The sequence below is a fragment of the Vibrio paucivorans genome (assembly GCF_054053395.1).
In genome coordinates this window covers 934,350-955,914 of sequence record NZ_CM133230.1, presented here as the reverse complement: position 1 = coordinate 955,914, position 21,565 = coordinate 934,350, and the positions used below count along the sequence as shown (strand labels likewise).

The following is a 21,565-nucleotide window of genomic DNA, read 5'->3' as shown; positions in this document are numbered from 1 at the left end:
CTTAAAGTCATCACGACCTTAGACGTCAACCATATCATCGAATTACAACTACCTTAAAATTTGGATAAAAAGAACGTTTGATAGTGTCACTTATTTCGTATTCCGAAAAAGTAAAACCATTGTAGCTTAAAATTCACCCGACCGCTATAAAGTACGCAATAACATATAAAGCAGTTATGAAAGTAAACTTCTCAACCTATCTTGTGCCACTTCAACCAACAAGTCTGGTTGGAACTTAGAAATAAAGCGATCGCAACCTACTTTTTCAACCATAGCTTCATTAAAGCTGCCACTCAGTGAAGTATTCAGAGTCACAAACAGATCTTTCATACGCGGGTCACTTCGCACCTCATGCGTCAGCTTATAGCCATCCATTTCTGGCATTTCAGCATCGGTGATCATCAAAAGCAGCTCACTTGCAACATTCTTACCTTCATCACACCATGACTTGAGTAAGTTCAATGCCTCTAAGCCATCGCTACACTCAATAATGTTGAGGCCTAATTGTGAAAGCGTTCCTTTAACCTGAGTACGCGCAGTCGATGAATCATCTACGACAAGAACATTACGCCCTACCATCTGTGCAGCTAACTCGTCATCAAGTACGCCTTCAGAAATAGTGATGTCATAATCGATAATTTCAGCTAGGACTTTCTCTACATCGATAATTTCAACAATGTGGCTCACATCATCATCTTGGATTTGAGTGATTGCAGTCAGGTAATTAGCTCGGCCAGCGGTCTTAGGCGGCGGCTGAATCTCAGTCCAAGCGGTATTAACGATATTACGCACTTGCCCTACGAGAAACCCCTGAACCGAACGGTTGTATTCAGTGATGATCAGATTTTGTTCTTGCTCTTCAAGTCGAGATGGTGGGAAACCAATCGCAGAACGCAAATCAATGACAGGAACCGATTCCCCACGTAACGAAGCAACACCCGTAATGTTGTAATGAGAACCAGGCATTTTGGTCAGAACAGGTACCTTCAGCACCTCTTTGACTTTAAAAACGTTGATTGCGAAGATTTGGCGGCTGTTAAGACTAAATAGCAACAACTCTAGGCGGTTTTCTCCGACTAGATTCGTACGTTGGTCAACCGAATTGAGGACTCCAGACATACTCACTCTCAAAAATATTTGTCTATAACTAACATAGTCTATAGCGCGAAACTAAGACACCATAAACCGCAATGGACAGATTAAAAAGTTACCACAATGTTAGCTGGTTTCACGATAAAAAAGATTCTGACTAGTGAGGGAAGTCGAATTAGCCTTCGATTACTTTCATAAGAAGGAGGCCATCATACAAAGCTTGTTTAATCAGTGCCGCACCCGGCATCGTTGCCTGTTTGTAAAAACGAGACTCCACCAGCTCAAGATCTTGGTGATAAACAGGTAAGCTTTGCTCTTCGATACAAGTTTGAATCGCAGGGTACAAAATCTCTTTTGCTTGGTTGATTACCCCGCCGATTAGGATTTTCTCTGGGTTAAATAGGTTGATAACGATCGCAATCGCAGACCCTAAGTAACGACCGAGTTTCTCAATCACATCAACTGCTAACGGGTCACCGTTGGCGGCGGCTGCACAAATACACTCAATAGTCATAGAGTCATTCTGAGCTAGGATTGACTCTTCACCATTCGCAATACGTTGTTCAACCTCTTCACGAATGGCTTGAGAACTCGCTACGGTTTCAAGGCAACCAATATTGCCGCAGTGACATGTCTTACCATTGGGATCGATCTGGATATGGCCTAGCTCACCAATATTGCCATGACGGCCTTGCAAAACGCGGCCATCGAGGACAATACCAGCGCCCAAACCGTGGTGAATAGAAATCAGCACAGAATTGTCGTTATCTTGCGAATGGCCAAACAACTTTTCCGCTAGCGCCCAAGCACGAGTGTCGTTGGCAACGAAAACGGGCAAGCCAGTCGCTTTATAGATTTCAGGACCAAGTGCGAGATTTTCAACGTTGTAATGCGGCATTTGCAACACAATACCGTCTTCAGAATTCACTAAACCTGGCAGGGTGATCGCGATGCTTGTCACCCTATCCAGCTGCTCTGAATAGGTTTGAAAAAACTCTTCTATTTCATGTAGCAACCTAGCGAGCACATCGTCTTGGTCAATTTCATGAATGTCGATTTTTGTATCGATCAGAACATCACCACCAAGCTCATGAAGAGCGATGGTCAGATAACCTCTTCCCAGACGCATTGACAAAAATTGCCAACCTTGGTTGTCCACTTGCAAACCAACCGCTGGGCGACCACGAGTTGTCGCCTCTTGCACCGTGGTTTCATGAATAAGGTGAGACTCGATTAATTCACGAGTAATCTTAGTGATACTGGCAGGCGCAAGCGCACTCTCTTTAGAGAGATCGATCCGAGAAATCGGACCTTTTTGGTCTATGAGTTTATAGACTCGACCAGCATTGACCTGCTTAATATGGTCAATGTGACCGGGTTGGGCCATGTACATTGCGCACTCCAAAAATCAACAACCTGGCAATTTTTTTACTTTGCGAAGTAATTGTGAAGCGCTTTGACATATCACCGTGACAAGCATCACGTATAAACATAGATCTTTGCGGAATTAGTCAAATACTGACGAGTTATTGAGATTCTGTGCGAAATATTTCTGGTCAATTATGATCTTAACCTGCGTAACAAATAAAGCTCAATTTATTCCCCTAACCAGTAACCTTGTCGATACAAATTCTTACTCTGAGAAAGACGTCACGCCTAGGCATTTTTCCTTGAAGTAAAGCCAGTTACGTGACTCCCAATCCGGCAGAACCTTGGATCTTGTGTATATACTAAATGAATCTAGGTCCGACACAGGAGTGAAGAATGACCTCTACCCAACGCAGAACAAAAATAGTCGCCACATTAGGCCCTTCTACTGATAAAGGTGACAATCTTGAAGCCATCATTAAAGCGGGTGTTAACGTAGTCAGAATGAACTTTTCACACGGCACGGCAGACGACCACCGTCAGCGAACTGCCAAAGTTCGAGCCATTGCCGCCAAATACAGAACTCATGTCGCGATTCTTGGTGATTTGCAGGGTCCTAAGATTCGGGTTTCAACCTTTAAAGATGGAAAAATCCAACTCACACCAGGCGACAAGTTTACCCTAGACAGTGACCTTAGCCCGGGTGAAGGTGATCAAGAGGCCGTAGGACTCGACTACAAAGAGCTACCTAACGACGTGTCTCCAAATGATATCTTACTGCTCGACGATGGTCGTGTTCAGCTTAAAGTCGTCGCAGTCGATGGCAATAAAGTTCACACCACAGTCACTATTGGTGGCCCACTTTCCAACAACAAAGGCATCAACAAAAAAGGCGGCGGCTTATCAGCTGATGCTCTTACAGAAAAAGACAAGCGCGATATCCAACTAGCAGCTGAACTCAAAGTGGATTATTTAGCTGTGTCCTTCCCACGTAACGGTGAGGATATGAAATACGCGAGAAGGCTGGCCAGAGATGCAGGGCTAGAGGCCAACTTGGTCGCGAAAGTTGAGCGGGCTGAAACGGTCGCAACAGAAGAAAACATCGATGACATCATCATGGCGTCAGATACCGTCATGGTGGCGCGTGGGGACCTTGGTGTCGAGATTGGCGACCCAGAACTTGTTGGGGTACAAAAACAGCTTATTCAGCGTGCCAGAGCGCTTAACCGCACGGTTATTACGGCTACACAAATGATGGAATCGATGATCACCGCACCAATGCCAACACGTGCAGAGGTCATGGATGTGGCCAATGCTGTACTAGATGGTACAGATGCCGTCATGCTGTCAGGTGAAACCGCTGCAGGCGCTTATCCTGTCGAAACGGTTAAGTCGATGGCTGAAGTATGTGTTGGTGCCGAGAAGAAAGCATTGGAAAGCGCTTCCAGTTATCGTATCGACCGTACTTTTGCGACGGCTGAAGAAACTGTTTCTATGGCAACCATATACTCTGCTAACCATATGGAAGGCATCAAAGGCATGGTTGCGCTCACAGAGTCCGGTCGCACCGCTTTGATGATGTCTCGCTTAAGTTCGGGGTTACCTCTCTTTGCGCTATCTCGCAATGAAAGCACCCTGAACCGATGCAGCTTATATCGCGGTGTGACACCACTCTATTTCGACACAGACGTAGGTTCTGGATTTGATGTCGCTGTAGAAGCATTGAAGTCGTTGAAAGAGAGAAAATTGGTTGAGTTTGGCGATATATTGATCATCACTCAGGGCGATATTATGGACGTAGCAGGCTCCACTAACTGCATGAGAATCCTGCCTGTCACCTAAAGCTCATTGTTCTTTGAGAGTAAAAGAAACGGAAAAGGCTCGCTATAGCGAGCCTTTTGTTGTTCTACCAATTACCATTTTTATGAATACCGCAAACTTCAACGCTAACTTTTAATCGTTGAATAGGTTTCTATGAACCTTAACCCCGCTTGCACTCCCAAATCATAGTCATGTAGCAAGTCTTCTTTGTTGCTCATTAGAGAGGTAGACTTTAATGGGCTATCAGGTTTGATCTGAACAATAAAGCAATCATCCGGAGGGTTATTCAAAAAGTCTTGAGTTAGCGAGTAAGTTTGATAATGGACCATCAGCATATCAGCCAAACCAGAGTCAAACTTGTCACCGATGAGGTGACTTAAGCGGTAAATGTCATCGGCACCGAACAACCAGCGTCCACCATTCATGGATTCTAAATGGGAGTGTTCAAGCTTTTGCAGCTTGGACTTAGCAATCTGCTGCTGAAAAAAGCCGTTCCAGTCCGACTTCCACTGCTCAAGTTTTTGCTGCCACTGCTCTTGAATAGAGTTAAAGGATTCTCTAAACCATTCAACTTCATTACGCTCAATCGATGGAACAATATCGGAAGTGTCTAAATCACTCCCTTCTGTGCGAATCACAGCAATAAAACGCGCCTCTTTGCGCCACGCCTCTTGAACCGGAATCGATGCTGAAACACCACCATCAACAAAAGATTGGGTATTAAAAGTCACTTCATTTGGATAGAGTCGTGGGATTGCGCATGTCGCAAGCATAACCTTGTACCAATCATCACCGAGCATTGGTAGGTAATGGTCGTGAAGCGTAATCGAATCCGTCACTGCGGCATACGCTTTACGCTTCCCTAATACTGAGCGGCCCATATCAACATCGAGTTTGTATGGGTACTCACAAATCCGATCCAATGCCCATTCTAAGCCTAAATATCGCTTGCGACGGATGTAGTGGAATAAATGGAAGAATTCAGGGTCTGTCGTGAGCTCTGTGACGAAAGTACGGCCTAGTCCGTGCTGTCGACAAAGAAAGGCACACAGATTTAGCGCACCAGCGGACGTGCCATAAAACTCATGGAAAGGGTCAAAGTTAGATAAAAGAAATGAATCGAGCACACCGGAAGTAAAAATTCCGCGCTGGCCACCACCTTGAGCAACCAAAGCGTGCTTACCGCCAGTGTACTTCGCTAGCTGGTCAAAATTGACCTGCGTCGAAAGGTTAGTTACACAGCCATAATTGAACATATCACCCATGGCTAATGTGTAATAGCAACCAGTCCGTAACTAATAAGAACCGCAAAGATAGATGCAGTAATGATTAAAGCAAACTTTAGCTCTGATTCCATAAACACCTCCAAGTATGTAACAAAGTAATAACAGCACTGTGAAACATGTTCAATAAATGGCGTTTTTTCGTGCACAATTATGGAGTTACCATCACAATAAGTCTTATATAGTGTTCAATTGGAACAAGGATCTCACATGAAGCCGATCATCGCCTCTTTGCTATTCACGTCAGCGATCATCAGCCAGAGCACACAGGCTGATATTTATATCACCCCTTGGGTTGGGTATACCTTAGGCGGAGAAGTTGTCGATCAGGATGATAACGAGTACGACTTAAAAGCATCTGAAAGCTTTGCCTTAGCGGTCGAAGCCACACTTGAACAGGGTCGTATCGGCCTTTACTACGCCACTCAAAACAGCAGTATCGATCAAGTCAACGAAGACAGTGCGATCCATTACCTCCACTTGCAAAGTAGCATTTACTACCCTGTGGAGAAAAACTTTTCTACTTACGTCGGAGTCGGTTTAGGAGGCTCCTATACCGATGTGGACTGGGCTGACGACAAATACGGATTTTCAGCCAGCTTGTTTGGTGGAATGGAGTATAACCTGAGTGACAATATGGCAATTAATGGGCAATTACGTTGGTTAGGAACCGTAGTTGACAACGAGACAACCAGTGTGTGTAACCTCCCCTCTTCTGAGGCCTGTACCATACGATTTAAAACCGATTGGATGAACCAATTTTCTGCCAATATCGGCCTAGTGATAAGTTTTTAGGGACGGTTGTTCTTAGACGCTGAAAACAAAAGGGTAAGCACTTGCTTACCCTTTTGTTTTTTTAGATTCACATAACACTAAAAGCTGTACTTAATACCAAGAGCCGCACCAATTTGAAGCTCAGGACCTTTGTATAAGTTCAGTTCTGGATGAATTTGACCATACAAATCCCACCCCTTGCTCAAATCAACATTTAAGCCAAGTGGCACACGCATACCAAAGTCATGATCCCACTCACCCCATGCGCCCGCTCCTACATACCAAGTTAATGGATTATTGGAGTCATCAAAAGAGCCGTTGGCAAAAATGTAGTCGAATGCTGCTCCTTCATTACCGATTATCGCTCGATACTGATCGTTAATCTCGATAACAACACTCAGCTGTTGATCGACTGCCATACCAACAGCAAGGTCTGTCTCAGACGACTCATTCGCGTAGGCAGAAAAACAGGCTAACGCCGCACAACAATAAACAAATTTTTTCATGATCTCGTCCACATCAAATCTCTGCTCATTTTATAGCCGTTAGATTACCCCTATATGTCAGACACTCGTCAGTTAGCATTAAATGCTTACTGACATTTGTAACAAACAATAAAAAAGGAGGCCGAAGCCTCCTTTTCACGGAACGTTTGGATTAACCGTTGTTACGGATCCACTCGTCCATATCTGTTTTTAAGTTATCAGACTTAGTACCGAAGATGGCTTGAACACCACCAGCAACAACTACTACGCCAGCAGCGCCAAGTTGTTTTAGTTTGTCTTGGTCAACAACTTCAGTATCAGCAACAGAAACACGTAGACGTGTGATACACGCATCTAGACCAGTGATGTTTGCTTTACCGCCGAACGCAGCAACAAGTTCACCAGCCATTTCTGAACCAGCCACTGTGTTTGCAGCATCGTCAGATTCGTCTTCACGACCTGGAGTCTTAAGATCTAGCGCTTTAATTACTGTGCGGAATACCGCGTAGTAAATCGCTGCGTAAACTAGACCAACAACAACCATTAGACCCATCTTCTGTGCGTTACCAGATAGAACTAGGAAGTCGATTAGACCGTGTGAGAAAGAAGTACCGTGTACAAAGCCTAGAGTGTTAGCAACAACGTATGCAGAACCCGCTAGTAGAGCGTGAATACCGTAAAGTACAGGAGCAACGAATAGGAATGAGAATTCGATTGGCTCAGTGATACCAGTTAGGAATGAAGTCAGTGCAGCAGATGCCATGATACCCATTACTTTCGCACGGTTTTCTGGCTTAGCAGAGTGAGCGATAGCAATAGCAGCAGCTGGTAGACCGAACATCTTGAACATGTAGCCGCCTGCTAGCTGACCGAAGCCATTACCTGCAGCACGAGATGCTTCGTCAGCAACTAGGTAACAAGTTAGTACGCCATTTTGAGTTTCACCAGCAGCGTTCACACAAGTACCCGCTTCGAAGAAGAATGGTACGTTCCATACGTGGTGTAGACCGAATGGAATTAGAGAACGTTCAACGATACCGTAGATACCGAATGCAAGTTGTGGGTTTTGGTGTGCAGCCCAATCAGAGAAAGACGCGATAGCACCGCCAATTGGTGGCCATACAACAGAAAGTACGATTGCTAGAGCGATTGCAACGAAACCAGTAATGATAGGCACAGCACGCTTACCAGCGAAGAAGCCAAGGTACTCTGGAAGCTGAATCTTGAAGAAGCGGTTGAATGCCCAAGCAGCAACACCACCGACTAGGATACCACCTAGTACGCCAGTATCGATCTTATCAACACCCATCACACCAGCCATTACGCCTAGTGTTGCCGTCATGATGCCGTAACCAACGATCGCAGCAAGACCTGCTACACCGTCGTTATTTGTAAAGCCAAGTGCCACACCAACTGCAAATAGTAGTGCCATTTGACCGAAGACTGAACCACCAGCTTGTTCCATTAAGTTAGAAACGATGTCTGGGATAAAGCTTAGATCGGCCGCACCTACACCCAGTAGGATACCCGCAACCGGAAGAACTGATACTGGTAGCATCAAAGACTTACCGACTTTTTGCAGGTTAGCAAAAAGGTTCTTAAACATGTTTATGCTCCTGATAAAGTTATTAGTATTTCTTGGGTTCTAACGGCACACCCCCGTAGCCTAAATGTTAGCACCCAGTGAAAATGTAACCATGTGTTGCATTATATTTTCCGGCTCTAAATATATCTTGATGCCCCTCAAACTTTCTAGCCAGTTACGAAATTTAGTTTCAAAGTAATATACAGATCACAATCAAATCTTCGTTCTGCAATGCTTTACACAATACACATCTTATTGTTTTTATTATAAATAATGACATTTCCGATTAATTTTGATGGGTAAATAAAATAAAGACAATTGTTATTTCATGTAACAAAATTACATTCAAACTATTTCAGCTCTCATCTTCAACATATTTCGTAAACAAGAAAAAAACTTACCCATTAAGTGATATACGGCACAAAAAAAAGGGAGCTTATGCTCCCTTTTTATTCAAATTAGATTTTCTATCGCAAAAAAAGATTTTGGAAGTTTTTGCTGGTTTTTTGGCCAACCTCACTCAAAGAAACGCCTTTCAACTGAGCAACGTAAGCGGCAACCTCTACAACATAGGCTGGTTGATTCTGTTTTCCACGATGTGGAATTGGCGCTAAGTAAGGTGAATCCGTCTCAATTAGAAGGCGCTCCAATGGCAAAGCTTTCACGACTTCTTTAAGTTCTGTAGCTTGCTTAAACGTCACAATTCCAGAAATAGAAATATAGAACCCGAGTTCCATTGCAGCTTCAGCAAAAGGTAAATCTTCAGTGAAACAATGAATCACGCCACCACACCGCTGCGCATCTCCGTTACGAAGTATGCTAAGAGTATCCTCACGTGCATTACGAGTATGTATGATAAGTGGTTTATTGAGCTCCACCGCAAGCTCAGTTTGTTGCTCAAAACGGAGTTGCTGTAATTGGGCTGTCTCAGGCTGATAATGGTAATCAAGGCCTGTTTCACCAATGGCAACTACCTTAGGGTGCTTAGCGTATTCATGCAGCACATCAAGGGCAAAGTCGCTTTCTACATCAAGAGGGTGAACACCACACGAGGCGTGCACATTATCGTAAGGTTTGATCATTTCCAACATATTGGGAAATGAATCTAGCGTAACCCCAACAGACAGCAGCTCGTTAACGTTCGCTTGGCGTGCTTTCTCAATAACATCGTCGATGCCATTGTGCAGTTGCTCGTAATCCAGTTTGTCTAAATGACAATGAGAATCTATGAACATGTTTCTCCACTTAGCTCAATGAGCCAGTTCATCAGTAATAATTCACGGTTAAGCCCAGAATGCGTGCGTAACTGCTCTTGTAGCGCTCTTAATGAGTTCGCTTGCTTGTACAGTATATCGTAGCTTAGCAATTCGCTCAGCGCTTGTGCGCCAGGAGTAAAGCACGCTTCATTTAAACCAAAATGATATTTTTGTGCATCGACCAGCAGGTACCAAACCCAAGATAAACATTCATCGTCTTGAGAGGCAAGCAACTGACTTAACTCGATACGCTGCGTCCAGTCGTTGCGTGCAACACTAAGTAGCTGTGACTCTACTTTGCTGTATAGTTCATCGCCCTTATCTTCAATAAATGAAAGCGCTGTTAGCGGCGCATTACCATGGATATGGGCTGCATATGCTGGAACCGCTTTGCTTGTGTGCTCAGAGAGCCAAGCCGAAACACTTTCCGAGGTAGGAGTAGCGACTACCCACTGCTGGCAGCGACTAACAATTGTTGGTAGTAACATACTGGCTCTAGGTGCCACAAGAATGAAGATACAGTTAGACGAAGGCGTTTCGAGCGTTTTTAGCAAAGCATTGGCCGCAGACTCGTTCATCGCTTGAGCCGGTTCTATGACAATCACACGAAAGCCACCAAGCTGAGATGATTCTTGCGCCATACGATTACAAGTACGTATCTGATCAACAGTAATCGCTTTGCCTTCTTTTTCTGGGGAGACCTTATGGAAATCGGGATGACTTCCCGAATTCATCAGCTCACAGCTATGGCAAAAACCACAAGGCTCAGACTCATAGTTCTGGCACATGAGTGCTGAGCATACTTTGCCAACAAGTTCACCTACCCCTAAACCGTTTGGTGCGCACACTAAGGTGGCATTCGAAAAACGCTTCTGGTCTAAGTTATCTTTCCACTGTTGCCAAACTGGTGACAACCAAGGATACAACGGCTGCATTATTGGCTTTCTAACCAGTTTGTTAATGCTTTAGAGATGTCACCCGCAACCTGAGGAATCGCTTGCTCTGCGTTAATTACTACTACAGAGTCGTCTTGCTCGGCCAACTCTAGGTAGCGCTCTCGAGTGCGGTCAAAGAAACTGATGTCCATTTTTTCAATGCGGTCGAGCTCTCCCCTTCCCCTCGCACGTTCTAGGCCAACGCGAGGGTCAAGATCAAGGTAAAGAGTCAAGTCCGGCTTGAACTCGCCCAAAGTCGTGTCTCTTAACGCTTTCATAGTATTAGAAGAGATCTGGCGGCCACCACCTTGGTAAGCTTGAGAAGACATATCGTGTCTGTCACCAACGACCCAAGTTCCGGACGCTAGCGCTGGTTTAATTACATTTTCAACCAGTTGGACACGCGCAGCATACATCAGTAGCAGCTCGGTCATATCTTGCAGTTTCTCACCTTCGTGCTCTTCTTTTACCAAAGCACGCATCTTCTCGGCCAACACTGTACCGCCTGGCTCCCGGGTATTACGGATAGAAGCAACGCCCGCTTGCTGCAAAGTTTCCAAAATAGCATTGATAGCTGTGCTTTTGCCGGCACCTTCTAGTCCTTCGACGACGATAAATTTTGCTGAGTTCATTTGTTACTTCTTAATTGTTTTAGATAAGCCCGTACCGCACGGTTATGATCGGCTAAGTTTTTAGAGAACACATGCCCACCTTTGCCGCTGGCAACAAAGTATAGGTAGTTACTGTCTTCAGGGTTTAAAGCCGCTTCTATCGAAGCCCTACCTGGCATTGCGATTGGTGTTGGCGGTAAGCCATTGATCACATATGTATTGTATGGCGTTGGAGTACGTAAGTCTTTCTTTCGAATATTGCCGTCATAATTATCGCCCATACCATAGATAACCGTCGGATCGGTTTGTAAACGCATGCGCTTGTTTAAACGGTTTACGAATACCGAAGCCACGCGCTCTCGTTCGGATTCAACAGCGGTTTCTTTTTCAATGATGGACGCAAGAATCAATGCTTCATAAGGCGTTTTAAGCGGCAGATTAGCCTGTTTTTCCTGCCACTTACTGTCTAGCACATCGTTTAACTTTTGATGCGCTCGCTTCAAAATATCGGCATCCGATGTACCCACTGTGTAGTGGTAAGTTTCTGCGAGAAATAGACCTTCAAGCTTGCTTTGCTCGATACCTAGTTCAACAGCAACTTGTTCTTCAGACAAGCCTTTCAACTCATGCTCTAAGTATGGTGCTTGAGATAACGCTTCGATCCACTCACTAAAACGGCTACCTTCAACAAAGGTAATCGCAAATTGGTGTTCGCGACCCTCATTCAAGAATAATAGTGCTTGCTCAAGCGTTTGTTGAGGCTCTATTTGAAAAGTACCGGCTTTGATGTGTACCAGCTCAGGGTGAACGCGGCGCAATAATCGCGAATATTCACTAGTCTCAATCCATTCATTTTGAGCAAGCTGGTTGAGAACTCCATTCAAACTAGTGCCCGAAGAAATAGTGATGATCTCTGGTTCAGTTATCTTTACAGGTTGGTCAAGATAACTGTTAATTTGGTTTGTCACATAGAAAAAGCCGCCAATCGCGACCATAGCCAAAACAATAAATAACGTTGCTATTTTTTTTATCACGAGCCGAGGTTCTCCTGAAGTCGTCGTGTTAAGGTTCCAATTGAATAATGATGGTCGGCTACTTGTACTACAGGGGCAATGCCAAGGATCGAGTTAGTCACAAACACCTCTTTCGCACTGAGTAAGGTATCTAGGTCGTAGTCCTCATCAGCGACAACTAAACCCACCGCCTTTGCTTGGTCAATCACTACTTGTCGCATAACCCCTGCGACTCCAGAGTTCAATAGGCTCGGGGTGAATAATGTACTACCATCACTCCAAAACAGATTCGCCATCGTCGTTTCGATGACATTGCCAGTGACATCAAGTACCACAGAATCTGTATATCCTAATTGCTCAGACTCAGCCTTTAGTAAAACTTGCTCTAAGCGGTTGTTGTGCTTAAGACCAGCGAGCATAGGATTAATACCTAGCCTCTGATTGCACACTCCTAGAGCCAAACCATCTCGAGCTAATTGTTCATAATTACTCGGGAATGCAAAGTCGCTTATAGTAACATTTGGTGACGAAACTTGCGCGGGGCTATAGCCTCTGCCTCCTTCTCCTCTGGAAATATGCAGCTTAAGTCCAGAAGTGCTTTCTGGTCGCATAGCCATCGCCAACCACTGTTGTACTTGCTCCCAGTCAGGTTCTTGTATGTCTAATACCGCCAGCGCCTTTTTCATTCGGCGTAGGTGTAATGGCCAATGTTCTATAACTCGCTCTTTGACAAGCATGGTAGTAAAACACCCATCACCATATTGAAATGATCGGTCTGTCGGTGAAATGTGTTCAGACTCAATACCATTTAACCAGAACATTAGAACTCCCTAACACGAAATAATAAGCGGGCAGATACAAAAAGAAACGGCTCAATGCTAAGCATCAAGCCGTTTCAAAACAAGTCAAATTAACGTTTGGTGTCGTTTGTTTAGATCTTCTTAAAGATCAAACAACCGTTAGTACCACCAAAGCCAAATGAGTTACATGCTGCGTATTCCATCGATACTTCACGCTTAGTGTGCGGTACAAGATCGATATCTAAGCCTTCTTCTGGATCGTCTAGGTTGATCGTTGGTGGAACAACTTGGTCAACAAGAGACATCGCAGTGATAATCGCTTCAACAGAACCTGCAGCACCTAATAGGTGACCCGTCATCGACTTAGTCGAAGATACTAGAACTTGCTTTGAGCCAGCTTCACCAAGAGCACGTTTAATGCCTTTGACTTCAGCCACATCACCTGCAGGAGTTGAAGTACCGTGAGCATTCACGTAACCAACCTGTTCGCCAGAGATACCTGCATCACGCATCGCTGCTTCCATTGCTAGCGCACCGCCAGAACCGTCTTCACTTGGAGAGGTCATGTGATAAGCATCGCCGGACATACCGAAGCCAACCAGCTCACAGTAAATTTTCGCACCACGAGCTTTCGCATGTTCATACTCTTCAAGAACCATCATGCCTGCACCATCACCAAGAACGAAACCATCACGGCCTTTATCCCATGGACGAGAAGCTTTTTGCGGTTCTTCGTTACGAGTCGATAGCGCTTTCGCAGCACCAAAGCCACCCATGCCTAGCGGGGTTGACGCTTTTTCAGCACCACCAGCTACCATTGCATCCGCATCACCGTATGCGATCATACGTGCTGCATGGCCAATATTGTGAAGACCTGTAGTACAAGCTGTAGAAATAGCGATATTTGGACCACGTAAGCCACGTAGAATAGACATGTGACCTGCAATCATATTCACGATTGTAGACGGTACAAAGAATGGGCTGATCTTACGTGGGCCTTTTTCAACAAGTGCTTGATGACCTGTTTCAATTAGACCTAGACCACCGATACCAGAACCGATCGCAACACCAACACGTGCAGCGTTTTCTTCAGTTACGGTTAGGCCTGAATCATCCAGTGCTTGAACACCAGCAGCGATGCCGTATTGGATAAACAAATCCATCTTACGTGCATCTTTTTTAGACATATACTCTTCGCAGTTAAAGTCTTTAACTAAACCTGCAAAACGAGTTGAGAAATTGGTTGTATCAAAATGCTCGATATTAACGATGCCACTTTGACCAGCTAGCAGGGCTTTCCAAGAAGATTCTACAGTGTTGCCTACCGGTGACAACATACCCATGCCAGTGACAACTACACGACGCTTGGACACGATCTTATTCTCCGGAATTGAAATGATTTAATGAGGGATAAAAAGAAGACAATAAAAAACACAGGCGGCCAGAAGGCCGCCTGGGAGAGAGATATTACTGAGCGCTGTTTACGTAGTCGATTGCAGCTTGAACAGTAGTGATCTTCTCAGCTTCTTCATCTGGAATCTCAGTGTCGAATTCTTCTTCTAGAGCCATAACTAGCTCAACTGTATCTAGAGAATCAGCACCTAGATCGTCAACGAAAGAAGCTTCATTTTTAACTTCTGCTTCGTCTACACCTAGCTGTTCAACAATGATTTTCTTTACGCGTTCTTCGATGTTGCTCATTTTTCTTTTCCTTTACAGATTTCGCCTAATGCGATGATTCCGTAGTTTATTAGAACTATTGAAAGTTGCAAGGGGGTCCTTGCTGGTCAAACCACAATTTTCGCGAATTTAACCGAAATTCAGTACATTTTTGACTTAAATCATGCACAAATCTTGCGCATGTTAGTGCAAAGTTTATCACTAAAAGTGCTCTAAATTACAAACAATCGAGCACTTTAGTGCAAACATTTGCATTAAACCATATACATGCCGCCATTAACATGCAAAGTTTCACCTGTAATGTATGCCGCTTCAGGAGAAGCTAAGAACACAACTGCAGATGCGATTTCTTTCGGATCACCAAGACGGCCAGCTGGAACGTTCGATAACGTTGCTGCACGTTGCTCGTCATTTAGCGCCTTAGTCATATCAGTTTCAATGAAACCTGGAGCAACAGTGTTCACTGTTACACCACGTGACGCTACTTCACGTGCCATTGATTTAGTGAAGCCGATAACCCCTGCTTTTGCTGCAGCGTAGTTAGCTTGACCAGCGTTACCCATAGTACCAACGACCGAACCAACGTTGATGATACGACCAGCACGCTTTTTCATCATGCCACGCAGTACCGCTTTTGACATGCGGAAAATTGGCGTCAAGTTAGTGTCGATGATGTCATCCCACTCTGAGTCTTTCATACGCATAAGCAGGTTATCACGAGTGATACCAGCATTGTTCACTAGGATATCAATGGCACCAAACTCATCGTTGATCGTTTTTAGCGTTGCTTCGATAGACTCAACGTTAGTTACATTGAGTGCTAAACCTTTACCATTGTCACCAAGGTACTCGCTGATAGCAGCCGCGCCGCCTTCAGAAGTTGCAGTACCAATAACTGTTGCACCACGTTCAACAAGCAGCTCGGCAATTGCACGGCCAATACCACGGCTCGCACCAGTAACTAGAGCAACTTTGCCTTCTAGGTTCATCATGTTCGTTATTCCTTTGTTTGGTAATTACTTAGCAGCGTCTAGAGAAGCAGTATCATTGACTGCTGCGCCACTTAGTGTCTTAACAATTCGCTTCGTCAGGCCAGTAAGTACTTTGCCTGGACCAAGCTCTAGCAATTTCTCTACACCTTGCTCGCTCATTAGCTGAACGCTTTCCGTCCAACGAACTGGGCTGTATAGCTGACGAACAAGAGCATTCTTAATTTTCGCTGGATCAGTTTCTGCAACAACATCAACGTTATTGATCACAGGAAGTTGAGGTGCGTTAAACTCGATGTCCTCAAGCGCTACCGCAAGCTTATCTGCTGCAGGCTTCATCAATGCGCAGTGGGATGGTACAGAGACAGGAAGAGGTAGTGCACGCTTAGCGCCCGCTTCTTTACAAAGTGCACCCGCACGTTCTACTGCAGCTTTACTACCCGCGATAACAACTTGACCTGGAGAGTTAAAGTTGACTGGAGAAACAACTTCACCTTGTGCAGCTTCTTCACATGCTTTTGCAATCGACTCATCATCAAGGCCGATAATCGCGTACATTGCACCTGTACCAGCCGGTACCGCTTCTTGCATCAATTGGCCGCGCAACTCAACTAGCTTAATAGCTTGTTTAAAATCGATAACGCCAGCACAAACTAACGCTGAGTATTCACCTAAGCTATGACCAGCTAAGTTAGCTGGCTGCTCTAGGCCTTGCTCTTGCCAAACACGCCAGATAGCAACAGAAGACGCTAGCAATGCAGGCTGTGTGCGGTGAGTCTGATTAAGATCTTCCGCTGGGCCATTTTGAACCAAAGCCCACAGATCGTAGCCCAAAGCTTCAGACGCTTCAGCAAATGTGTTTTTAACTACTTCATACTGTTCGCCAAGCTCAGCAAGCATACCTACAGCTTGAGAACCTTGGCCTGGAAATACGATAGCAAACTTGCTCATTTTCTTTTCCTTAAAACAAAGTAAGAAAGAAAAGATGCCGCTACCGGCATCTTAAATTTGATTATGTGTTGTGCTTAGAACTTGACGAGTGCCGAGCCCCAAGTAAAACCGCCACCAAATGCTTCGAGTAGTAGCATTTGACCACGCTTAATTCTTCCATCACGTACCGCTTCATCTAACGCTGTTGGTACAGTCGCAGCTGAAGTATTACCGTGCTTATCTAGTGTCACCACGACTTGGTCAAGAGACATAGACAGTTTTTTCGCGGTCGCCGAAATAATTCGATAGTTAGCTTGATGAGGTACTAGCCAATCAAGTTCTGATTTGTGCATATCGTTAGCAGCGAGAGTATCCTTCACTAGCTTAGAAAGCTGAGTGACAGCAACTTTAAAGACTTCATTGCCCGCCATGTGAAGCCACTTATCCGCATCACCACCACGCTCAGGAACTTCTAGGCTAAGTAATTCGCCGAATTGTCCATCAGAGTAGATATGTGTAGATAAAATGCCAGGTTCTTCACTCGCACCCACAACTACGGCACCTGCGCCGTCGCCAAAGAGGATGATGGTTGAGCGGTCAGTTGGATCACACGTCTTAGATAATGCGTCTGAGCCAATAACTAAAACGTTTTTACACATGCCAGATTTGATGTGCTGGTCGGCAACAGACAGCCCGTATACAAAACCAGAACACGCTGCCGCGATATCAAACGCAGGACAACCTTTAATGCCTAGCTTACCTTGAACCTGACATGCAGAAGATGGGAATGTATGACTGCTACTCGTCGTTGCAACGATGATGAGATCGATGTCGTTCTTATCAATGCCCGCCATTTCAATAGCGTTTTCAGCTGCATAAAAAGCCATATCCGCAACAGTTTCATTTTCTGCTGAGATTCGACGCTCTTTAATGCCTGTTCGAGCTACGATCCACTCATCGCTGGTATCTACCATTTTCTCTAAGTCGGCATTCGTGCGCACTTGAGATGGCAGGTAGCTGCCAGTACCTAAAATTTTGCTATACATGAAGACTAATAATGCCTCTCGAGTAAAACCGCTTCCAAACGATCGCTTATACGGCTGGGTACTTGTCGTTTGACCTCGTGTACCGCTTCTCCAATCGCGTTGACGACTGCCGGTACATCAGCACTTCCGTGACTTTTAATGACAATGCCGCGCAATCCTAGCAAACTTGCACCGTTATACTGGTCGGGGTTCAGGGTTTTTAGTTCAGTAAATAATCCAGAAAACAACTTTCTAGCGATCCAGCCCTTTATAGATGAGCTCATCATGTGGGATTTTAACTTATCAATAAATAGCTGCGCTGTACCTTCACACGCCTTGAGGCAAATATTTCCTACAAAGCCATCGCACACAACCACATCCGCAGAGTCATGAAGCAGTTGATTACCTTCAATATAGCCAGAAAAGTGCACTGATTGAGTCTGAGATAGCATTTCTGCACAGCGCTTGACGAGGTCGTTACCTTTTATTTCTTCAGCGCCTATATTCAAAATTGCTACACGTGCAGGCCTTTCTAAATACTGCTCTGCCAGTGCACTGCCCATTACAGCGAACTGAAACAAAGAATCCGCGTCGCTGGATACATTCGCGCCTAAATCAAGCATCCATGTTTTCCCGCCAGAGGCTGTCGGAAGTGCAGAAATAAGCGCAGGCCTTTCAATACCAGGTAATAACTTAAGGCGAAAACGGGAAAGTGCCATGAGAGCACCGGTATTACCGCCACTTACACATGCACCTGCAGCATTATTTGCAACAAGATCAATAGCAGTTCCCATCGAACTACCTGAGCTATTGCGAAGTGCTAGAGAAGGTTTTTCTGAATTTGAGATCACTCGGTCACAGTGTTCAATACTCAATCGAGCATCATTTTGATAACCAAGCTGAGATAAATGAGGTGTGATCAAGTTGCGATCACCAACGAGGATCACTTTTAGCTCTGGGAAATGCGACAGTGCCTGCACGGCGGCAGGCACTGTGACGCGAGGACCGAAATCCCCGCCCATTGCATCAAGTGCAACGGTTATATTTTGCAAAGGTCAACCTTACTTGTTGATAACCTTTTTGCCACGGTAGTAACCTTCAGCAGTTACGTTGTGGCGCAGGTGAGTTTCACCTGAAGTTGCGTCTACAGAAAGTGCTGCTGTAGTTAGGGCATCGTGTGAACGACGCATGCCACGCATTGAACGTGATTTCTTGCTCTTTTGTACGGCCATTGACCCTACTCCTATGTTATTTCTTAAAGATACTTACTAATAAGTTACTTCTTTAAGCTTTTTAAAACATCGAATGGATTCGGCTTATCTTCCACAATTTCTTCTGGAATTTCACCAAACACCAAATTGTCTGATTTAACGCTACAATCCGCTTCGTCATGCATTGCAATTTGAGGCAAGTTTAAGATGAACTCGTCTTCAACTAATTGTATTAGGTCTAACTCACCGTACTCGTTCAGATCTACCAAATCGTACTCTTCCGGTGCTTCCTCTTCACTTTTCTCATTATAATAAGGAGTATAAGTGAATTGGACTTCGCATTCGTGTGCGAAAACCTCATTACAACGTTGACACTCTAAGTCGACTTCGATGTTAGCTTTACCAGAGATAACAACGAGTCGCTGCTCATCAAGCCCAAATGACACTGAGACTTGTGCGTCGCGTTTTACGCCTTCGACTGATTCCTCTAAGCGCTTGAAAAGACTAACTTGGATGATGCCATCGTAATCTAATCTTTTCTGAGCCGCTTTCGCCGGATCAACCGTTCGCGGTATTTTTACCTTTTGCATAGGGCGCGAATATTATCTTCCAAATCAAATTTAGTCAAAGAAAAAGCAAAAAAAGTTGTACTTTTTTGCCTTTCAGTTTCTATATCGGGTGAACAGAATTATCTCTTGAGTTATCCTGCGCTTAAATCCCAACTCATGCGGCTTGTGCTATGACAAACTACCAGCTTATTCTCGCCTCAACGTCTCCCTATCGTCAACAAATCTTGGCAAAGTTAGCCGTACCCTTTACTTGCATGAAGCCAGATTGCGATGAGAGCCCTATGGCTGGTGAGAGTCCTATAGCGCTTGTAAAGCGATTAGCGGAGAGCAAAGCTCGATCTTGCGTCAATGATAATCCAGCGCTCATCATTGGGAGCGACCAGGTCTGCGTAATTGATGGTGAGATCATAGGTAAGCCACATACTCGCGACAAAGCCATTGAGCAGCTTAGCCGCCAAAGCGGGCAATCTATTCAGTTTTTTACTGGGCTTGCCGTGTATAACAATCAAACTAATATAGTAGACGTGACCGTCGATACCTTTACCGTCCACTTTAGAAGTTTGACACTCAAGCAAATCGAAAACTATGTGGACAAAGAAGAGCCCTATTTCTGTGCCGGTAGCTTTAAAAGCGAAGGGCTTGGTATCGCTCTATTCGAAAAACTTGAAGGCAAAGATCCTAATACGCTTATTGGTTTACCTCTGATCGAACTTATCGACATCTTACAAGCCCAAGGCTTCGATGTTCTTTAGGAGAAATAAAAAGGGCCGATGTCCTAAGCATCAGCCCTTCGCAAATTTAGTGACATTCCTAAGACGTCATCTTCCGTAATCCACTCAGCGCCTTTTCAAGCCTAGCTTCCATTGGTGCATTAATTTCCATCCACTCATCATTCGCTGGATGTTGAAACTTGATGTTAGCCGCATGTAAGAAAAGTCTATCGAGGCCCACTTTTCCAGTGTAGGCGTCAAAACGTCTGTCTCCATATCGATCATCCCAGGCAATCGGGTGACCCGTATATTGAGTATGCACGCGAATTTGATGAGTGCGACCAGTAATTGGGCTGGCTTGGATTAATGTGGCTTGTTCAAACTTCTCAAGAATCTTAAAACGTGTTTCTGACGCTTTACCATTCGGATTCACTCGAACGATGCTATTCACTTCATTCTTTAAAAGCGGAGCATTAACCACTTTGCAGCTCGACTTCCATTGACCCATAACCAACGCAAAATAGAACTTCTTGACGGTTTTTTCTCTAAATTGGGCTTGCAAATGGCGTAGCGCTGAACGCTTTTTGGCCACAAGAAGAATTCCAGACGTATCTCGGTCGATACGATGAACCAGTTCCAGAAACCTCGCTTGAGGGCGCAGCGCACGTAACGCCTCAATTGCACCAAACTTAAGACCACTGCCGCCATGAACTGCGGTTCCAGATGGCTTATTGAGAATGAGCATGTGTTCGTCTTCAAAAATAATGTGCTGTTCGAGTTCTGCTACTTTGTTCAGTTTAGTACTCACCACAGGCTCATCCGCCGTTTCTTCCATTGTCACTGGAGGAATTCGAACTAAGTCGCCTGCTTTTAGCTTATATTCTGCCTTAATACGCTTTTTATTAACGCGCACCTCTCCCTTGCGTACAATTCGATAAATCATACTCTTAGGTAGGTTTTTTAATTGATTGCGTAGAAAGTTATCAATACGCTGCCCAGCCATGTCGGCATCAATCTCGACAAACTGGACTTTTGTTCTTATTTCACTCATTTCGTTATTGTATCACTCAAACTCGCTCTAATTCACATTTTCTTCGCAACATATTTCCCTTTTTCTCATTTAAATAATTATTTTTATCTCCACGATAAAATGCTGTGGATAAAAAACGACCGCCGACTATCGAACACTAAGAATTCAATCGAAAAAACAGATAGATAGAACTCACACCGCATAACTTGGTTCGTTTTTTTTATTCTGTTTATAACAAAGCAGATTGCTGATATTTCAATGCACTGCTATAGTTCACAGCTGCAATGCGCATTTTGGCTGATATTTAGCCAACATTAAATGCGATGGAGCAAAAAATAATGAGTAGACCACTTAGTATCGCGATGCCGCAAACGGCGTAAGACATTGTCGAGCTGAGT

Annotated in this window: 23 protein-coding genes; 3 read left to right on the top strand and 20 right to left on the bottom strand. The window is 44.6% G+C overall.

The annotated features are described in order from the left end of the window. Positions 1–174 precede the first annotated feature (174 nt). Positions 175–1,119 carry a chemotaxis protein CheV gene (locus ACXABW_RS04585; RefSeq protein WP_252030043.1) on the bottom strand — a complete coding sequence of 315 codons (945 nt, stop codon included), beginning with the start codon at positions 1,117–1,119 and terminating at the stop codon, positions 175–177. 148 nt (positions 1,120–1,267) lie between these two features. After that, positions 1,268–2,485, bottom strand: a complete 1,218-nt coding sequence (gene mlc, locus ACXABW_RS04580) for a sugar metabolism global transcriptional regulator Mlc (RefSeq protein ID WP_252030041.1) — start codon at positions 2,483–2,485, stop codon at positions 1,268–1,270. Positions 2,486–2,856: 371 nt separating this feature from the next. Here mlc and pyk point away from each other — a divergent pair, with 371 nt between their 5' ends. Next, positions 2,857–4,302: a pyruvate kinase gene (pyk, locus tag ACXABW_RS04575; RefSeq protein ID WP_252030039.1), complete on the top strand. Its 1,446-nt coding sequence runs from the start codon at positions 2,857–2,859 to the stop codon at positions 4,300–4,302. Positions 4,303–4,406: 104 nt separating this feature from the next. Here the strand turns inward: pyk and ACXABW_RS04570 are convergent, their stop codons facing one another. Both ACXABW_RS04570 and cydH read right to left on the bottom strand, forming a co-directional pair. Further along, a complete protein-coding gene (locus tag ACXABW_RS04570) occupies positions 4,407–5,537 on the bottom strand; it encodes a patatin-like phospholipase family protein (RefSeq protein WP_252030037.1) in 1,131 nt (376 codons plus the stop codon). Between the two features lie 11 nt (positions 5,538–5,548). Next, on the bottom strand, positions 5,549–5,638 hold the full coding sequence (gene cydH / locus ACXABW_RS04565) for a cytochrome bd-I oxidase subunit CydH (protein WP_252030035.1): 90 nt from the start codon (positions 5,636–5,638) through the stop codon (positions 5,549–5,551). Between the two features lie 136 nt (positions 5,639–5,774). Between cydH and ACXABW_RS04560 the strand changes: the two genes are divergently transcribed. Then, positions 5,775–6,359, top strand: coding sequence for an outer membrane protein (locus tag ACXABW_RS04560; RefSeq protein WP_252030034.1), 585 nt, complete (start codon positions 5,775–5,777; stop codon positions 6,357–6,359). Between the two features lie 77 nt (positions 6,360–6,436). Here the strand turns inward: ACXABW_RS04560 and ACXABW_RS04555 are convergent, their stop codons facing one another. The 15 genes from ACXABW_RS04555 to yceD form a co-directional block, all read right to left on the bottom strand. Continuing rightward, positions 6,437–6,844 carry a hypothetical protein gene (locus tag ACXABW_RS04555; protein ID WP_457524237.1) on the bottom strand — a complete coding sequence of 136 codons (408 nt, stop codon included), beginning with the start codon at positions 6,842–6,844 and terminating at the stop codon, positions 6,437–6,439. A 151-nt stretch (positions 6,845–6,995) separates the two neighbouring features. Then, a complete protein-coding gene (gene ptsG, locus ACXABW_RS04550) occupies positions 6,996–8,429 on the bottom strand; it encodes a PTS glucose transporter subunit IIBC (RefSeq protein WP_457524236.1) in 1,434 nt (477 codons plus the stop codon). Positions 8,430–8,875: 446 nt separating this feature from the next. Continuing rightward, positions 8,876–9,643: a TatD family hydrolase gene (locus ACXABW_RS04545; RefSeq protein WP_457524235.1), complete on the bottom strand. Its 768-nt coding sequence runs from the start codon at positions 9,641–9,643 to the stop codon at positions 8,876–8,878. After that, positions 9,634–10,599, bottom strand: coding sequence for a DNA polymerase III subunit delta' (gene holB / locus ACXABW_RS04540; protein WP_457524234.1), 966 nt, complete (start codon positions 10,597–10,599; stop codon positions 9,634–9,636). Before holB ends, ACXABW_RS04545 begins: the two co-directional genes overlap by 10 nt. Then, entirely contained in the window at positions 10,599–11,231 is a 633-nt protein-coding gene (tmk, locus tag ACXABW_RS04535) for a dTMP kinase (protein WP_457524232.1), read from the bottom strand. The genes holB and tmk overlap by 1 nt, the downstream gene beginning before the upstream one ends. Next, a complete protein-coding gene (mltG, locus tag ACXABW_RS04530; protein ID WP_457524231.1) occupies positions 11,228–12,244 on the bottom strand; it encodes an endolytic transglycosylase MltG in 1,017 nt (338 codons plus the stop codon). Before mltG ends, tmk begins: the two co-directional genes overlap by 4 nt. Continuing rightward, positions 12,241–13,044, bottom strand: a complete 804-nt coding sequence (pabC, locus tag ACXABW_RS04525; RefSeq protein WP_457524230.1) for an aminodeoxychorismate lyase — start codon at positions 13,042–13,044, stop codon at positions 12,241–12,243. The genes mltG and pabC overlap by 4 nt, the downstream gene beginning before the upstream one ends. 110 nt (positions 13,045–13,154) lie before the next feature. Continuing rightward, a complete protein-coding gene (fabF, locus tag ACXABW_RS04520) occupies positions 13,155–14,396 on the bottom strand; it encodes a beta-ketoacyl-ACP synthase II (RefSeq protein ID WP_457524228.1) in 1,242 nt (413 codons plus the stop codon). Between the two features lie 94 nt (positions 14,397–14,490). Further along, the gene (acpP, locus tag ACXABW_RS04515) at positions 14,491–14,724 is read right to left on the bottom strand and encodes an acyl carrier protein (protein ID WP_004406112.1); all 234 of its coding nucleotides are present in this window, start codon (positions 14,722–14,724) and stop codon (positions 14,491–14,493) included. Between the two features lie 233 nt (positions 14,725–14,957). Beyond that, positions 14,958–15,692: a 3-oxoacyl-ACP reductase FabG gene (gene fabG / locus ACXABW_RS04510; RefSeq protein WP_265688079.1), complete on the bottom strand. Its 735-nt coding sequence runs from the start codon at positions 15,690–15,692 to the stop codon at positions 14,958–14,960. 27 nt (positions 15,693–15,719) lie between these two features. Further along, positions 15,720–16,643, bottom strand: a complete 924-nt coding sequence (gene fabD / locus ACXABW_RS04505) for an ACP S-malonyltransferase (protein WP_457524226.1) — start codon at positions 16,641–16,643, stop codon at positions 15,720–15,722. Between the two features lie 74 nt (positions 16,644–16,717). After that, complete coding sequence (locus tag ACXABW_RS04500; protein WP_265688064.1) at positions 16,718–17,668, bottom strand: beta-ketoacyl-ACP synthase III; 951 nt, start codon at positions 17,666–17,668, stop codon at positions 16,718–16,720. A 5-nt stretch (positions 17,669–17,673) separates the two neighbouring features. Further along, the gene (gene plsX, locus ACXABW_RS04495) at positions 17,674–18,699 is read right to left on the bottom strand and encodes a phosphate acyltransferase PlsX (protein WP_457524224.1); all 1,026 of its coding nucleotides are present in this window, start codon (positions 18,697–18,699) and stop codon (positions 17,674–17,676) included. A 9-nt stretch (positions 18,700–18,708) separates the two neighbouring features. Next, entirely contained in the window at positions 18,709–18,879 is a 171-nt protein-coding gene (gene rpmF / locus ACXABW_RS04490) for a 50S ribosomal protein L32 (protein ID WP_004414666.1), read from the bottom strand. 44 nt (positions 18,880–18,923) lie between these two features. After that, positions 18,924–19,448, bottom strand: coding sequence for a 23S rRNA accumulation protein YceD (yceD, locus tag ACXABW_RS04485; protein WP_252030014.1), 525 nt, complete (start codon positions 19,446–19,448; stop codon positions 18,924–18,926). A gap of 149 nt (positions 19,449–19,597) precedes the next feature. Between yceD and ACXABW_RS04480 the strand changes: the two genes are divergently transcribed. Continuing rightward, positions 19,598–20,179 (top strand): Maf family protein, encoded by a 582-nt coding sequence (locus ACXABW_RS04480; RefSeq protein WP_457524221.1) that lies wholly within the window; start codon positions 19,598–19,600, stop codon positions 20,177–20,179. 58 nt (positions 20,180–20,237) lie between these two features. Here ACXABW_RS04480 and rluC read toward each other — a convergent pair whose 3' ends face one another. After that, a complete protein-coding gene (gene rluC / locus ACXABW_RS04475) occupies positions 20,238–21,188 on the bottom strand; it encodes a 23S rRNA pseudouridine(955/2504/2580) synthase RluC (protein ID WP_457524219.1) in 951 nt (316 codons plus the stop codon). Positions 21,189–21,565 lie beyond the last annotated feature (377 nt).

What these genes read in the sequence shown, in the direction of transcription:
- mlc (WP_252030041.1), bottom strand. Translation starts at nt 2,485, where the DNA reads ATGTACATGGCCCAACCCGGTCACATTGACCATATTAAGCAGGTCAAT.
- cydH (WP_252030035.1), bottom strand. Translation starts at nt 5,638, where the DNA reads ATGGAATCAGAGCTAAAGTTTGCTTTAATCATTACTGCATCTATCTTT.
- ACXABW_RS04545 (WP_457524235.1), bottom strand. Translation starts at nt 9,643, where the DNA reads ATGTTCATAGATTCTCATTGTCATTTAGACAAACTGGATTACGAGCAA.
- ACXABW_RS04560 (WP_252030034.1), top strand. Translation starts at nt 5,775, where the DNA reads ATGAAGCCGATCATCGCCTCTTTGCTATTCACGTCAGCGATCATCAGC.
- tmk (WP_457524232.1), bottom strand. Translation starts at nt 11,231, where the DNA reads ATGAACTCAGCAAAATTTATCGTCGTCGAAGGACTAGAAGGTGCCGGC.
- fabD (WP_457524226.1), bottom strand. Translation starts at nt 16,643, where the DNA reads ATGAGCAAGTTTGCTATCGTATTTCCAGGCCAAGGTTCTCAAGCTGTA.
- ptsG (WP_457524236.1), bottom strand. Translation starts at nt 8,429, where the DNA reads ATGTTTAAGAACCTTTTTGCTAACCTGCAAAAAGTCGGTAAGTCTTTG.
- rluC (WP_457524219.1), bottom strand. Translation starts at nt 21,188, where the DNA reads ATGAGTGAAATAAGAACAAAAGTCCAGTTTGTCGAGATTGATGCCGAC.
- pyk (WP_252030039.1), top strand. Translation starts at nt 2,857, where the DNA reads ATGACCTCTACCCAACGCAGAACAAAAATAGTCGCCACATTAGGCCCT.
- ACXABW_RS04585 (WP_252030043.1), bottom strand. Translation starts at nt 1,119, where the DNA reads ATGTCTGGAGTCCTCAATTCGGTTGACCAACGTACGAATCTAGTCGGA.
- pabC (WP_457524230.1), bottom strand. Translation starts at nt 13,044, where the DNA reads ATGTTCTGGTTAAATGGTATTGAGTCTGAACACATTTCACCGACAGAC.
- ACXABW_RS04500 (WP_265688064.1), bottom strand. Translation starts at nt 17,668, where the DNA reads ATGTATAGCAAAATTTTAGGTACTGGCAGCTACCTGCCATCTCAAGTG.
- ACXABW_RS04570 (WP_252030037.1), bottom strand. Translation starts at nt 5,537, where the DNA reads ATGTTCAATTATGGCTGTGTAACTAACCTTTCGACGCAGGTCAATTTT.
- yceD (WP_252030014.1), bottom strand. Translation starts at nt 19,448, where the DNA reads ATGCAAAAGGTAAAAATACCGCGAACGGTTGATCCGGCGAAAGCGGCT.
- ACXABW_RS04480 (WP_457524221.1), top strand. Translation starts at nt 19,598, where the DNA reads ATGACAAACTACCAGCTTATTCTCGCCTCAACGTCTCCCTATCGTCAA.
- ACXABW_RS04555 (WP_457524237.1), bottom strand. Translation starts at nt 6,844, where the DNA reads ATGAAAAAATTTGTTTATTGTTGTGCGGCGTTAGCCTGTTTTTCTGCC.
- rpmF (WP_004414666.1), bottom strand. Translation starts at nt 18,879, where the DNA reads ATGGCCGTACAAAAGAGCAAGAAATCACGTTCAATGCGTGGCATGCGT.
- acpP (WP_004406112.1), bottom strand. Translation starts at nt 14,724, where the DNA reads ATGAGCAACATCGAAGAACGCGTAAAGAAAATCATTGTTGAACAGCTA.
- holB (WP_457524234.1), bottom strand. Translation starts at nt 10,599, where the DNA reads ATGCAGCCGTTGTATCCTTGGTTGTCACCAGTTTGGCAACAGTGGAAA.
- fabG (WP_265688079.1), bottom strand. Translation starts at nt 15,692, where the DNA reads ATGAACCTAGAAGGCAAAGTTGCTCTAGTTACTGGTGCGAGCCGTGGT.